Raw genomic sequence first — 14,453 nt, forward strand, 5'->3', positions numbered from 1 at the left:
TCGTCCGCCGCCCCAGCCTCCGCCCGCCGGTCCGAGCCTCCGCCCGCCGGTCCGAGCCTCCGCCCGCCGGTCCGAGCCTCCGCCCGCCGGCCCCAGCCTCCGGTCGGCGGGTCGCCGTCCGCTAGATCAGCCCCGCCTCCGTCAGCAGGTACGCCGTCATCGGGTCGTAGTACCGGGGGCTGACCACATGGTCGTCGAGCGGGACCGTCACCTGTACGGTCCCCTCGGCCTCGGCGAGGAACAGTGCCGGGTCGTTGGAGTCGGCGTATCCCACCGAGTCGACCCCGTGCTGTCCCGCGTAGCCGGCCCATCCGTGGTCGGCGACCACCAGGTCCGGCAGGGGACGGCCCTCGCGCTCCAGTCCGGTCAGGATGGCCTTCATCGGGTCTCCGGAGTGGGTGTGCCACAGGGAGGCGCCGTGCTCCAGGACGGCCACGTCCGCGAACTGCATGACATAGCCCTCCTCCGTCTGCAGCCCCTCCGGGATCACCACGATCTCGCAGCCGGCGGCCCGCAGCGCGACGGCCGTGGAGTGGTGCACCTCCAGCAGGCCGCCCGGGTGACCGGTCGCGAACAGCACTCGCTGCTGCCCCTCGGCGGCCTTGCGCAGCCGCCCGGCGAGCCGGTCCAGGGCGGCGACGGTCAGCTCCGGGTCGATGGTGTCCTGGCCGTAGCGGTACTCGGGATCGTCGTTGACACCCACCCGCTCCGCCATCACCGCGAGGACGTCCTGCTCGTCGCTCCAGCGGTCGCCGAGCTCCAGGCCGAGCCAGTAGTGGCGGTTGCCGTTCGCGAGCTGGCGGTAGTGCGAGAGGTTGTTCTCCCGCGGGGTGGCGACCTCGCCCGCGATGCGGGTCCGCACAAGGTGGTCGACGAGCTCGGTGCGGCTGGGAGTCCCGGGTATCGGCATGCGTCCCATTGTGAGGCAGACGACTGTGCGAATCCCTGGCGTCGCGCGCGCTGGGACGTGGGTCACGTACTCAGGTCCGTTGAGCAGCCGTACCCATTGCCGGGCGGCCGTCGCGTAATTCCCGGCGCGGCCGGTCGTCCGTGCCGGAAGATGCCGGATGTGGCAGACACGGAATCCAGCGAGGAACAGACGCCGGACGGGCTGCTGGGCTGGTGCCTGGTGGCCAACGTGGCGCGGGAGACCGCGCGCGGCGAGGGCGGTCTCGACATCCAGCGCGGTACGAAGCACTTCCCGGTGGGCGCCCTGCTGTGGATCCCGCCCATGCGCTGGGACCCCGGCTGGGGCCGCTGGCACGCGGTCGGGCGGCACAGGGGCAACGGGCGCCGGTACGTCAACATGGTCGTGCGCGCGGACGACCTGGAGAACTTCCGGGTCAAGGGGATCTACAGCGAGGCCCTCGTCCGCAGCCTGAACGGCCACGACCACGACCCGACCGCCCCGCGGACCCTGCGGAACCCGTGGACGCGCGAGCGGGCCCAGAGCTGGGCGGACGCCCGCAACGACCTCCGGGAGGGCATCGTCGTCGACGGCCGGCGTGTCCCGCGGGTCCACGTCCCGAACCCTCCGCCGGCCGAGCTCCAGGTGGGCGGCGAGATCCTGCACCTCGCCCACTACGGCCCCAGGGGACCCCACTACAGCCGTATGCCCCCGCCCGTGGAATGGGTCCCCGGGACCTGAGCGCGCCGCTATCGCCGCCGCAGCGCGAACCACAGCTCCATGCGTACGTCCGGGTCGTCGAGGTCGGTCTCCAGCAGCGCCGCGCACCGGGCGATCCGCTGCCGCACGGTGTTGCGGTGGACCGACAGGGCGACGGCCGTCCGGTCCCAACTGCCGTGCAGGGAGAGCCAGGTGCGCAGGGTCTCGGTGAGGGCCGGGGCGTCGGCGATCGGCGCGAGGACGGCACGGGCATGAGCCTCGGCCTCCTGCGTCGGCACCAGCTCCGCGAGCCCGCCCCGCTCCCCGTGCCGCACGAGCGCGACCCGCGTGGCCCGGGCCCGGGCCAGGGCGCGCGCGGCCTGGGTGTCCGCGGAGGACCAGGCGTCCGGCGACACCGGAGCACTCACCCCCAGCGTCCACCCCGCCTGCGGCCCCGGCTCACGACCGGCGGGCACCAGCACACGCACGACGTCCCCACCCAGATCGACCAGCGACGACCCCAGAACACCACCGAGCGCGAAACCGGCGACGGGGTCGACGACGGAGACGGAGGCCGACGCCGACCGACCGGCTCGCGCGGGTGAGGTGACCGGTGCGCCGGGGACGGAACGCGACTCGGCCGTCCCAGGACCCGCCCCGGTTCCGCCACCGTCCTCCTCGGTGCCCGCGCCCTCCGGGCCGTCCGGTCGCGCGTGTACCACCAGCCAGTGGTCGTCGTCGGCTCGTCCGGGCTCGGTGAGCAGGGCGGCCACCTCCACGGGTGCCGCGCCCAGCAGCAGGCGTACGAGCGCCGAGGATCTTGCCGCTCCCGTGCGGCTCTGGTGTTCGGCGGTGAGGAGGGAGAGGAGGACCGCGGCGACGGAGGCGATCGTGTGGTCGCCGGGTTCGCGGTGCGGGGAGGCGACGGCGAGGGTGAAGCCGCGGCCGGTGCCGAGGGCGTAGGCGGCGAGGTGGGTGCCGGCGGTGGTGTCCGTGGCGGAGGTGGGGGTGCCCGGGCCGGAGGGGCGCACGACCTCCGCGAGTTCGGACAGGGCCGAGCGGACACCGGGGGCCACAGGCTGTCCCGCGCCGGCGATCTCCGCGCCCTCCGGCCCGTACAGCGCGGCCCAGCCGCCCACCCGCTGCGCCAGCCGGCGCAGCACCGAGGGCACCGGATCCGGTCGTGAGGCCGCCGCCGCGAGGCTCTGCTGCGCCTCCGTCACCCGGCGCAGTTCCGCCATCCTGGCCTGCGCCATCAGCTGCCACAGCGCACGCGCCACGGCCGTGAAAGGGGTCTTCGGCGGCACCTCGACCAGCGGGAGCTCGTACGCGTCGCAGGCCGCCACCAGGGCCCGCGGGACCGTGTCGTGCACCGGCGCGAGACCGAAGCCGAGGGCCACCCCGCCCGCCGCCACGACCCGGGACACGTAGTCGTCGAAGTACGTCCCCGAACCGGCCGCCTCCGGGATGTGCACCCCCGCCGTCATCAGCAGCTCGCCGCCCTGCAGATACGGATACGGGTCGGACATCTCGGAGGCGTGCGCCCAGTGGACGACGAGACCGGGGTCGACCGGCCCGGCGATCTGCCGCAGGCCCAGGTCCTCACGGGCCAGGAGAGCCGCGAGGGGCACGGGAGGGGTGGGGGGAACCGCGGGGTCCGGCATGGTGTGCGTTCCCTCCATCACGTACGGCCCAAGTGGATGAAACGTACACTTCGCAGTCGCTTTCCGGCCACCTAGTGTCGGTGTCCGTCACCCGCCGGCGACTGTCGAGTGTCCCCGTGAAGTCCAGTGAAGGAGGCCTTCCATGGCCGTCGACTACACAGTGATCGTCGTCTATCTGGCCGGCATGCTCGCCATGGGCTGGTGGGGCATGCGCCGCGCCCGGTCGAAGAGCGACTTCCTGGTGGCCGGGCGCCGCCTCGGCCCCGTGATGTACTCCGGCACCATGGCCGCGATCGTCCTCGGCGGCGCGTCCACCATCGGCGGTGTCGGCCTGGGCTACCAGTACGGCCTCTCCGGCGCCTGGATGGTCTTCACCATCGGCCTGGGCCTGCTCGCCCTGTCCGTCTTCTTCTCCGCCCGTATCGCCCGCCTCAAGGTCTACACCGTCTCCGAGATGCTGGATCTGCGCTACGGCGGCCGGGCGGGAGTCATCTCGGGCGTCGTCATGTGGGCGTACACCCTCATGCTCGCGGTCACCTCGACCATCGCCTACGCCACCATCTTCGACGTCCTCTTCGACCTGAACCGGACCGTCGCGATCGTCCTCGGCGGCTCGATCGTCGTGGCGTACTCGACGCTCGGCGGCATGTGGTCGATCACCCTCACGGACATGGTGCAGTTCGTCGTCAAGACGATCGGTGTGCTGCTTCTGCTCCTGCCGATCGCCGTGGTGAAGGCGGGCGGCTTCTCCGAGATGAAGGCGAAGCTGCCGACCGGGTACTTCGACCCGCTGGCCGGGGCCGTGGGCCGGGCTGCGGGGGATCAGCCGGCCTTCTCGGAGACCTCCCGAAGGAGGGGGCGCAGGGAGTCGGCGGACGCCGCGAGGATCTCCTGGACCTGGTCGAGCTGTTCCCCGGTGAGGGAGCGGCCCCGGGCGGAGTCCTGGACCTGCTCGGCGAAGCGCTCCAGCATCCGCTTCAGCAGCCGCCCGGTCTCCTTGGCGTCCTTGTCCTTCGACCCGCCGCCCAGGTAACCGGTGCTCCGGCGCACGGACTTACGGATCCGCTCGTCGATGTCGGCCTGCACCGCGGCCTCCAGACCCTCGCCGGTCCACTGTTCCAGGGCCGCCGTGGTGAGCTCCTCCTTGAGCTGCGCCTTGATGTCCTTGGCCTGTTCTTTCGCCTGCTTGCGCATGAGGGGTACCTGCTCCTTCAGTTCGGTACGGATCTGACGGCCGAGAGTGGGACGTTTTCCGGCGGCCACGGGGGTGAGGTGCTCGGACAGCGCGGCGACGGTCGGGTGCTGGAACAGCGTGCGGATCGTGGTCTGAAGACCCAGCGTCCGGCGCATCCGGCCGAGGATGCGGGTGGCCTTGAGCGAGTTGCAGCCCAGGGCGAAGAGGTTGTCGTCGATGCCGACCTCGGCGACGCCGAGGACTTCCGCGATCACGTCGCAGACGGCCCGCTCCTGCTCGGTACGCGCCCCGCGGCGGCCGTCGTGGGACGGATCGGCGGCCGGCTCGGGCAGCGCGTCCCGGTCGATGGTGCCGTCCGCCGCGAGGGGCAGCTCGTCGAGCGCGGTGAACACGGCGGGGGCCAGATGGTCCGGCAGGTGCCGTGCCAGGAACTCGCCCAGCTCGGCGGGCCGTAGATCGCCGCCGCGCGCCGGCACGACGTAGGCGGCCAGTGAGGCCTCGCCGTCGGCCTCGCGCACGAGGGCCGTCGCCTGTGAGACGTCCGGGTGGGCCGCCAGCACGGCGGCGACCTCACCGGGAGCCACCCGGCGCCCTCGCACCCGCGGCAGGCGGGATTCCGGGTCGACGTACTCCAGTGTTCCGTCGGCGCACCAGCGCACCAGGTCCCCGGTGCGGTACAGCCGGCCGCCGAACGGGCCGCAGGGGTCAGCCACGAACCGCTCGGCCGTCAGGCCGGCCCGGCCGTGGTAGCCGCGCGCCACCTCGCCGGCGACGTACAACTCGCCCGTGACGCCGGTCGGTACGGGCCGCAGGGCGGAGTCCAGCACGCGGACCCGTACGCCCCCGAGCGGGGAGCCGAGCGGCCGCCGTGCACAGGTCGCGTCCGTCTCCCGCGGTGCGGTGAACGCGGTGGCGTGCACCGCCTCGGCCGGGCCGTGGGTGCCGACCACCCGCACGCCCGGTATCGCCTCGCGCAGCCGTCGTACGACCGAGCCGGGCAGTGTGTCCCCGGTGAGGACGACGCTGCCGACGTAGATCACGCCCGGGGAGCGGTCCAGCACCCGGCCGAGGAACGGGGCGACGGAGCTGATCACGTCACCGGTCCAGCCCCAGTCCCGTCCCAGGGAGCCGAGGTCGGTCGGGATCCTGACCGACGCGCCGGAGCACAGCCCGCCCAGGATCTCCAGGACCATCGCGTCGTCGTGCGGTGACGCCGCGAGCAGTCGCGTCCCGTCGGACAACTCCGCCTCGGCCGCGAAGCGCAGCGCCGCGTGGGCCAGCGCGTGGTGGCCGAGGGCCACGAGCGGGCCGTCGTCGCGCGCCGGACGGCGCAGCCAGGCGAGGTCGCGCGGGTCCAGGGGCCCGGCACGGTCCTCGTCGGTCGGGTCGGCCTCGTCCGCCGGCGCCGCGGGTCCGGTGCCGAGTGTGTCGACGTCGGCCCGCGTGACGACCTCGGCCGTCTCGGCGGGGACGGGCCCGCCCGGCTCGGCCAGGACGAACGCGGCGCCGGACTTCAGGGTCCCCAGCAGCGCGACCGCCAGCTGGACCGAGCGCGGCACGGCGAGGCCGACCACGGTCTCGGGGCCGACGCCCCGCCGGATGAGCCGGTGCGCGACGCGGTTGGCCCAGGTGTTGAGCTCCCGGTAGGTCAGGGGCACCCCGTTCGCGCACACCGCCTCCGCGTCCGGTGTCGCGGCGGCCTGCCGTTCGACCAGCACCGACAGGGCGGCGGCGGTCCGGCCGAGAGCGGTCCGCTCGCGCTCGGGCGCGATCAGCACGTCGACCGTGCCGACGGTCCGACCGGGGTCGTCCGTCAGCTGGCGCAGCACGGCGTGCAGTCGGGCGGCGATGGTCCGCACGGCGTCGGCGGTGAGGACGTTGCGGTGGTACTGCAGGGTCAGGGACAACTCGCCGTCGGTGTGGACGATCAGTGCCAGCGGGTAGTTGGCGGCGCCCTCGGCGTGCGTCCCGGTGACCTCGATGCCCGCCGCGGCGCCGGCGTCGGCGAGGCCGGCGCGGTCGGACGGGTACGACTGGAACGCCACCAGTGTGTCGAACAGGGCGTCCACGCCCAGATCCTGGTGGATCTCGGCGAGCCCGTAGTGGTGGTGGTCCAGCAGCTCGAACTGCCGTTCCTGCAGGCGGATCAGCAGGTCGGCGATTCCTTCGCCGGGCGTGAGGCGGACCCGTACCGGGAGGGTGTTGATGAACAGCCCCACCATCGACTCCACGCCGGGCAGGGTCGCCGGGCGGCCGGAGACGGTCGCGCCGAACACCACGTCCGTGCGTCCGGTGAGCGCGCCGAGCAGCACCGCCCAGGCCCCCTGCACCAGCGTGTTGACCGTGACGCCCAGCTCCGCCGCGCGCCGCAGCAGCCGGCGTGTCTCGTCGTCGGACAGGCTGACGTGTTCCTCGGCGGCGCCCAGGACCTCGCCGCGAGGAGCGCGCGGCGCGAGGAGTGTCGGCTCGTCGACACCGGCGAGCTCCTCCTTCCAAGCCCGCGCCGCCCCCTCGCGGTCCTGCCGTGACAGCCAGGACAGGAAGTCGCGGAAGTCGCGGACCGCGGGCAGTGAGGTGGCGTCGCCCCCGGAGGCGTACAGGCGCAGCAGGTCCTGCAGCAGGATCGGCTCGGACCAGCCGTCGAGCAGCACATGATGGGTGGTCAGGACCAGCTCGTGGTGGCCCGGTCCGCACCGCAGCAGGGTCAGGCGCAGCAGGGGCGGACGGGCGAGGTCGAAGTGCGTGGCGTAGTCCTCGGCGAGGAACCGCCGGCGCGCCTCCTCGCGCCCGGTCTCGGAGAGCGTGCTCAAGTCCATCTCCCGCCAGGGCAGTTCGACGTCGTCGACGACGAGCTGCAGCAGGTTGTCGTCGCCGTCCTCGACGAAGGCCACGCGCAGGTTGGCGTACCGGTCGAGCAGGGCCTGCCCGGCCGCTCGCATCCGGGCGGCGTCGACCTCGCCGGCCAGGCGGATCACGGTCTGCATCTGGTAGGCGTCGTACCCGTCGGCGCTGAGCGTCGACTCGAAGAGGATGCCGGACTGCAGGGAGGTCAGCGGCCACACGTCCGAGAGCGTCGGGTAGCGCTCCCGGAACTCCCCGAACCGTGCGGAGCCGGCGTCGGTCAGCGGAGCGGAGGCGGCGGTGTCCGCGGTGTGCTCCCGGTCTGTCGCGACCAGGGCGAGTGCGGCCACGGTGCGGCACTGCAGGATCTGCCGCGGAGTCACCTCCAGACCGCGGGCGCGGGCCCGGGTGGCGACCTTGATCGCCTTGGTGCTGTCGCCGCCCTCGCGCAGGAAGTCGTCGTCGACACCGGTCCGATGCACACCGAGCACCTCGGCGAAGGCGCCGGCCAGGATCTCCTCCCGCGGCGAGGACGGTGCCCGGTAGGGGGCGGAGGCGAAGACAGGCTCCGGCAGGTGCAGACGGTCCAGCTTGCCGTTCGGGGTGAGCGGCAGCCGGTCGAGGAACACCACGGCGGCGGGCACCATGTACGCGGGCAGCCGGTCGGCCGCGAGGGCCAGCAGGGGATCGGTGCCGACGGCGTTCTCGGCCACCACATAGGCGATCAGACGGTCGGAGCGGGCGACGACCACGCACTGCCGTACGTCCGGGTGGGAGCGCAACACGGCCTCGATCTCGCCGAGTTCGACCCGCAGGCCGTGGATCTTGACCTGGAAGTCCTTGCGGCCGATCAGCTCGATCATGCCGTCGGGGCCGAACCGTGCGACGTCGCCCGTGCGGTACAGGCGCTCGTCCGTCACCACACCCTCGTAACTCCAGTCGAGGAACCGCTCGGCGGTGCGCTGCGGCTGGTCCAGATAGCCGCGGGCCAGACCCGTGCCCGCCAGGTACAGCTCGCCCGGCACTCCCTGCGGCACCGGCTGCAGGGCGTCGTCGAGGATGTACGTGCGCTGGTTCGCCATGGGGCGGCCGTACGGGATGCTGGTCCACTCCGGGTCGGTCTTCTCCACCTCGTACAGGGTCGAGTGGATGGAGGACTCGGTGGCCCCGCCCATCACGACGAACCGCAGTCCGGGCGCGAGGGCCTGGATCCGGTCGGGCAGTGTGACCGGGACCCAGTCGCCGCCGAGCAGCGCCAGGCGCAGCCGCGGCAGTGGCTCGGCGCCGGTCTGCTCCAGGTGGTCGGCGAGCAGGTTCAGCAGCGCCGGTGCCGAGTTCCACACGGTGACGTCCTCGGCGACCAGGAGGCGGGCCCAGTGCTCGGGGTCCTTCGCGCGTGCGGCGTCGGGCACGACCACGGTGCCGCCGGCGATGGTCAGGCCCAGGAACTCGTACACCGACATGTCGAAGCTGGGCGAGGACAGCGCGAGCACCGAGTCGCCCGGGCCCACGCCGTAGCGGGTGTTGAGGTCGGCGATGTTGTTCAGGACGCCCCGGTGGCGCAGCGCGATCGGCTTGGGCGCACCCGTCGAACCCGAGGTGTGGATGATGTAGCAGAGGTGGTCGGGGGTGGCGACGCGGCCCGGGTTGTGGGCGGGCCGCCGGTCCAGGGCGTCGGCGTCCTGGTCGAGCAGGACCAGCGGCGGGCCCTGTTCGCCGCTCGCGGGCAGGTTTCCGGCCAGCTCCGTGCGGCTGATCATGACGGTGCAGGACGTGCCCGCCACCATGGCCGCGATGCGCTGCGCCGGGTAGTCCGGGTCGAGCGGCACATAGGCGCCGCCCGCCTTGAGCACGGCCAGTTCCGCGATCAGCAGCTGCGCCGAGCGGTCCAGGCACAGGCCGACCCGCGCGTCCGGGCCCACGCCCAGGGAGCGCAGATGGTGGGCGAGGCGGTTGGCCGCCGCATTGACCTGGCTGTACGTCAGTTTCGTGGCCCCCTGGACGACGGCGACCGCGTCGGGCTCGGCGTCCGTACGGGACTCGAAGGCCTCGTGCAGGCAGCCCTGGGCCGGCAGCTCCGTCTCGGTGCGGTTCCACTCCACGAGGGTGCGGTGCAGCTCCTCGTCGGTGAGCAGCCGCAGCCGGCCCACGGTGTGTTCGGGGTGGCGCAGTCCGTCCACCAGAAGCGTGCGGTAGTGGCCGAGCAGCCGCAGTGCGGTGGAGCGCTCGAACAGCTCGGCGTCGTAGTGGAGTTCCGCCTTCCGGTCGTGTACGACCAGGTGGAGCTCGAAGGGGGCGCCCTCCAGGGCCGGGGCCGCCCCGGCCGTGAAGCCGGTGGGGCGCTCTCCGGTCGCAGCCGCGGTGGTGCCGTGCGCGGCCAGGTCCCGCAGCGTCGACTCGCCGGTGACCTGGAAGCGGAGCTCGGCGCCCGTGGTGGCGAGGGCGATCCGGTCCTGGCCGGTGTAGCGGTGGAGCACCGCCGCGAAGGCGGCGGCCAGGACGGGTTCCCGCACCGACCGGGAGTCGAGGTCGGTGCTCTCCACGGCCGAGCACCGGGGGGCCGTGCTGGGGCGGCGCGGCCGGTCCGTCGGCACGAGCGCCGGGGGCCAGGGCGGAGTGCCCGGCGTGTGCCGGGTCTCGGAGACAGGGCGGTGGTCGGTCATGTTCCGACTCCGATCAGGGAAACCGGGACACGGCCGGCGGTGTCGGTGGGCAGGGGATGACGGGAGCACAGCCACTGGACCTCGGCACGGACCTGGGCGACCAGCGCCGGGTCGATCCGGTACTCGGTGTCCGACTGCGCGGTGGTCCCGGCGAGGACGGTGTGCAGCAGCTGGGCGCAGACGCGCATCTGAGCGGGGTCCATCCCGCGCTGCGCCAGGATGTTGGTGCCCAGCCGCAGACCGCTGGTGACCAGGGGCGGCTTGGTGTCGCCGGGGATGCGGTTGCGGTTGGCGAGGATGCCGCACTCCTCGAGGGCGCGCTCGGCGACCACACCGCTCAGGCCGAAGTCCGTGACGTCGATGAGGACCATGTGGTTGTCGGTGCCGCCGGTCAGGATCCGGTGGCCGAGGACGGAGAGCTCCTGGGCCAGGGCACGGGCGTTGTGCACGATCAGCCGCGCCGTCTCCTGGAAGGCGGGCTCGGCGGCCGCGGCGAAGGCGCGGGCCTTGGCGGCGATGGACGCCGGGCTGGGCGTGCCCTGCGACTGCGGGAAGACCGCGCGCTGCATGAGCCGGTCCAGCGGGGTGCGGCCGTCGGGACCGGGCGTCTTGTACTCGCGCCCGCTGAGGATCAGTCCGCCGCGGGGACCGCCCAGTTGCTTGTACGTGCTGGTGGTCGTGATGTGTGCGACATCCACGGGGCTGGGGTGCCGGCCCGCGGCCACCAGGCCGGCGATGTGCGAGATGTCCGCGAGCAGATAGGCCCCGGCGATGTCGGCGATGGCCCGGAACCGGGCGAAGTCGATCAGCCGGGGGTAGGCGCTGGCTCCCGCGATCAGTACCCGCGGCCGGTGCTCCAGGACCAGATCCGTCAGTCGCGCGTAGTCGATGCGGCCGCTCTCGTCGAGGCCGTAGGAGACCGCGTGGTAGTGGCGCCCGGTCACCGAGGCGGGAGAGCCGTGGGTGAGGTGGCCGCCGGCGTCCAGGTCGAGGCCGAGCAGGGTGTCACCCGGGCGCATCAGCGCCGCGAGGACCGCGAGGTTGGCCGAGGAGCAGGAGTGCGGCTGCACATTGGCGTACCGGGCGCCGAACAGGCGCTTGGCCCGTTCCACCGCCAGGTTCTCGACCGCGTCGAACTGCTGGGACCCCGGATGGTACCGGGCGCCCGGATAGCCCTCGGCGGTCACGTTGGAGAGTGCGGATCCGCCGACGGCGAGGACGGACGGATCCGCGATGCTCGCCGACGCGATCATGGCGAGCGTCGAGTTCTGCTGGGTGACCTCGGCGTCGAGGAGCCCGGCGAGCTCGGGATCCGTGTGGTGCAGGGAGACCATGCCGGCCCGGAGCAGCTCTGCCTGCTCGCCGGTCCGGGAGAGGCCGCCCCGCAGCGTCGTGGGTGCCTGGGCAGCAACGGACTGCCGTGTCATCGCATTACCTCATCTCGTGCTCATGCCTCGGAGAATGGGAGTGCACGGTGCTTCAGGTCTGTGGGGGGCGGGAGCGATCCGGAAGCCGGGGGAAGGGGAGTGCCCTCGCGAGGGGCTTCAGTGGGTGCGGTCCTTGTTGAAGTGCTTCAGGGACCAGGTGAAGCCGAGGACGGTGACGCCGGCGCACCAGGCGGCGGCGATGTACCCGCTGTCGCCGATCGCGGTGCCGAACAGCAGACCGCGGAGGGTCTCGATCACCGGCGTGAAGGGCTGGTACTCGGCGAAGTACCGCAGACCGGTCGGCATGGTGTCGGTGGGGACGATGCCGGAGCCCACGAAGGGGAGCAGGATCAGGGGAAACGGGGCGTTGGAGGCGGCGTCGAGGGTCTTGGAGGCCAGGCCGACGCCGACGCCGAGCCAGGTCAGGGCGAAGCTGAGGGCGGTGAGCAGCCCGAGGGCGGCGAGCCATTCGAGCGCGGTGGCGTTCGCACGGAAGCCCATGAGGAAGCCGACGGCGAGGACGGCGGCCATGGAGGCCAGGGTCTGGGCGACGCTGGAGCCGGCGCGGGCGATGAGGATGGCCGGACGGAAGATGGCCATCGTCTTGAACCGGGCGATGATGCCCTCGGTCATGTCGATGCTGGTGGAGACGGCGGTGCCGATCATGCCGGTGGCGGCGGTCATGACGATCAGCCCGGGCAGGACGTAGTCGACGTAGTCGTCGTTGCCGCTCGGCAGGGCGGCGACGCCCTTGCCCAGCACGTTGCCGAACACCTCGACGAACAGCAGCAGGAACAGCACGGGGATGCCGATGACGGAGAGCGTGGTGGTCGGGTAGCGCAGCTGGTTCCTGAGGTTGCGCCGCAGCAGGGTGACGGAGTCGGTGACCGCGTAGCCGACGGTGCTCATGCCAGGACCTTCTTCCGGTCGGCGGGGAGGGGCCCGGCGGAGGTCGTGTCCCGGCCGGTGAGGGCGAGGAAGACGTCGTCCAGATCGGGCGTCCTCAGGGCCAGCTCGTCCACGGTGGCCACGTCCAGGCGGTCCAGGACGAGCTGTACGGAGGCGGCGCTGCCGTCGTTGGGCACGCGCAGGGTGAGGGCGTCGTCGTCACGGGTGAGCGGGAGGCCGGCCAGCGCGCGCTCGGCGGCGGCCAGGGTGTGCTCGGTGGTGAACCGCAGGTCGATGCTGCTGCCGGGGACGCGCCGCTTGAGCTCCTCGGGGGTGCCCTGGGCGACCAGGCGGCCGCCGTCGAGGACGGCGATCCGGTCGGCGAGCTGGTCGGCCTCCTCCAGGTACTGCGTGGTCAGGAGGATGGTGACGCCGTCGGCGACCAGGTCCCGGATCAGGTCCCACATGGCGCGGCGCACCCGGGGGTCCAGGCCGGTGGTGGGCTCGTCCAGGAAGATCACCCGGGGGGCGCCGACCAGGGTCATCGCCAGATCCAGGCGTCGCTTCATACCGCCCGAGAAGGTGACCACCGGCTTCCGGCCGGCCCCGGCCAGGTCGAACTGTTCCAGCAGCCGCTCGCACCGCTCCCGCGCGACCTTGCGGTCCAGGTGCCACAGGCGGCCCATCAGCGCCAGGTTCTCGGCCGCGTTCAGGAACGGGTCGACCGCCGAGAACTGCCCGGTCACCCCGATGCTCGCCCGCACCCCGTCGGGATCCGCGGCCAGGTCGTGCCCCAGGACCGTCACCTCTCCGGAATCCGCCTGGGTCAGGGTGGACAGGATCTTCACCGTGGTGGTCTTGCCCGCCCCGTTGGGACCGAGCAGCGAGAACACCGAACCCTCGGGGATGAACAGATCCACCCCGTCGAGCACTTGATGCTCCCCGTACGCCTTGCGCAGTCCCCTGGCCGTGATGGCCGCGCCCGTCCTGGGGCCCTGGGACGTCCTGGCCCGGCCAGCCGTCATAACTTCCTCCTGGAAATGAGGGTCTTCTGTCAGCTCGTATTGCGAAGGGAAGTCGTGACCGGCCGCCTGGGCGGCGGAGTTCCTGTTCGCGAAATGCGGCGCACTGCCTTGCGCAGCGCTATCGAAAGGTATTTGGCGGTGACCCGGGAGAATTCACGGACCGCCAGGTCCAGATGAACGGGAATCATGGCAACTGCTCCATCAGGTCGGCGGTCGCGCGGTGGCGGCCGCATGCGCTTTCACGGAAGGACCGTCGGACCCGGTCCCGGATGTCCGGGGTCTTCTCCTGGCTGAGCTTGAACATCGCGTCGGCACTGGAGACGGTGAACCGGAAGGCGCCGACGGCCGGCATGATCTCGCGGAAGTAACCGATGGACTCGGTCATGCCCCAGCCCGTGCCGAACCGGTCCTCGAAGGCCCGCACGGTGGAGGTCACCACCCGCAACGTGTCCTCGTCCGGGATGCCCTCGTCGAGCTTCTCGATCGTGCCGTGTGCGTGCACCGCGGTGAAGTTCCAGGTCGGCGCCGCCGGCGAGACCTCGTACAGCGTCGGCGACACATAGGCGTGCGGCCCGGTGAAGGCCAGCAGCACGGTGGCACCGGGCTTGAGCGCGGCCCAGTGCGGGTTCGCCCTGTTTATGTGCCCGAGCAGCGTGGTGCCCGCCAGCCCGGCGGCCGGCTCGCCGGCCGTCCGCGACGGATCCGGAATCACGGGCAGGTGTGTGGCGAACGGGCCCTCGGCCTCCGTGCCGTTGCTCACCATCATCGCCAGCGGATTGCGGCGGATCAGTTCGAGCATCCAGGAGGCGTCTGGTTCGCGGTACAGCGGAGGAACGAACATCGGGTACCGCCCTTTCGGCTTCGGCGTGGGTGTGTTTCTCGGTGGGTGAGTCCTGTTCGGTGTGCCGAGAAAACTAGCCACGCGTTCTTTCGAAGCGTTATCGATCGGGCTTCGGCAGACGGATGTGCGGGGTGTCCCATCTGCGGGTCGTCCGGAACCGGACGTGCGATATGTGCGTGGCCGATACTCGGCGGCGCCCGGCACCATGAGCCGGAAACCGGCCGCGGGCTCTGGCTGAAAAAGGTTCGATAACGAAAGGGAAACCCGCGCGAATAACGTCGTTCGCCGAGTGGTCACTGCCCC

At 72.3% G+C, this 14,453-nt stretch carries 8 protein-coding genes and 1 pseudogene; 2 read left to right on the plus strand and 7 right to left on the minus strand.

The window, feature by feature from the left end; all coding sequences use genetic code 11:
- Positions 1–121: 121 nt before the first annotated feature.
- On the minus strand, positions 122–910 hold the full coding sequence (locus tag ABZT17_RS30125; protein WP_356353306.1) for a phosphatase: 789 nt from the start codon (positions 908–910) through the stop codon (positions 122–124).
- Between the two features lie 150 nt (positions 911–1,060).
- Between ABZT17_RS30125 and ABZT17_RS30130 the strand changes: the two genes are divergently transcribed.
- Positions 1,061–1,648, plus strand: coding sequence for a hypothetical protein (locus ABZT17_RS30130; protein ID WP_356353308.1), 588 nt, complete (start codon positions 1,061–1,063; stop codon positions 1,646–1,648).
- A gap of 8 nt (positions 1,649–1,656) precedes the next feature.
- On the opposite strand, the gene ABZT17_RS30135 is transcribed toward ABZT17_RS30130, so the two are convergent.
- Positions 1,657–3,270 carry a PucR family transcriptional regulator gene (locus tag ABZT17_RS30135; RefSeq protein ID WP_356353310.1) on the minus strand — a complete coding sequence of 538 codons (1,614 nt, stop codon included), beginning with the start codon at positions 3,268–3,270 and terminating at the stop codon, positions 1,657–1,659.
- A gap of 142 nt (positions 3,271–3,412) precedes the next feature.
- On the opposite strand from ABZT17_RS30135, the pseudogene ABZT17_RS30140 reads away from it, so the two are divergent.
- Positions 3,413–4,063: pseudogene (locus tag ABZT17_RS30140) on the plus strand (sodium:solute symporter); the annotation flags it as partial.
- A 29-nt stretch (positions 4,064–4,092) separates the two neighbouring features.
- Here ABZT17_RS30140 and ABZT17_RS30145 read toward each other — a convergent pair.
- The 5 genes from ABZT17_RS30145 to ABZT17_RS30165 all read right to left on the minus strand — a co-directional run bounded on the left by ABZT17_RS30145 (position 4,093) and on the right by ABZT17_RS30165 (position 14,150).
- On the minus strand, positions 4,093–9,969 hold the full coding sequence (locus ABZT17_RS30145) for an amino acid adenylation domain-containing protein (RefSeq protein WP_356353312.1): 5,877 nt from the start codon (positions 9,967–9,969) through the stop codon (positions 4,093–4,095).
- Positions 9,966–11,396: a serine hydroxymethyltransferase gene (glyA, locus tag ABZT17_RS30150; protein ID WP_356353313.1), complete on the minus strand. Its 1,431-nt coding sequence runs from the start codon at positions 11,394–11,396 to the stop codon at positions 9,966–9,968. Before glyA ends, ABZT17_RS30145 begins: the two co-directional genes overlap by 4 nt.
- A gap of 117 nt (positions 11,397–11,513) precedes the next feature.
- On the minus strand, positions 11,514–12,305 hold the full coding sequence (locus ABZT17_RS30155; RefSeq protein WP_356353315.1) for an ABC transporter permease: 792 nt from the start codon (positions 12,303–12,305) through the stop codon (positions 11,514–11,516).
- A complete protein-coding gene (locus ABZT17_RS30160; RefSeq protein ID WP_356353318.1) occupies positions 12,302–13,309 on the minus strand; it encodes an ATP-binding cassette domain-containing protein in 1,008 nt (335 codons plus the stop codon). The genes ABZT17_RS30155 and ABZT17_RS30160 overlap by 4 nt, the downstream gene beginning before the upstream one ends.
- 184 nt (positions 13,310–13,493) lie before the next feature.
- The gene (locus ABZT17_RS30165; RefSeq protein ID WP_356353320.1) at positions 13,494–14,150 is read right to left on the minus strand and encodes an FMN-binding negative transcriptional regulator; all 657 of its coding nucleotides are present in this window, start codon (positions 14,148–14,150) and stop codon (positions 13,494–13,496) included.
- Between the last annotated feature and the right edge of the window lie 303 nt (positions 14,151–14,453).

Source organism: Streptomyces sp. NPDC005648 (assembly GCF_040605395.1).
In the GTDB taxonomy this organism is placed as follows: domain Bacteria; phylum Actinomycetota; class Actinomycetes; order Streptomycetales; family Streptomycetaceae; genus Streptomyces.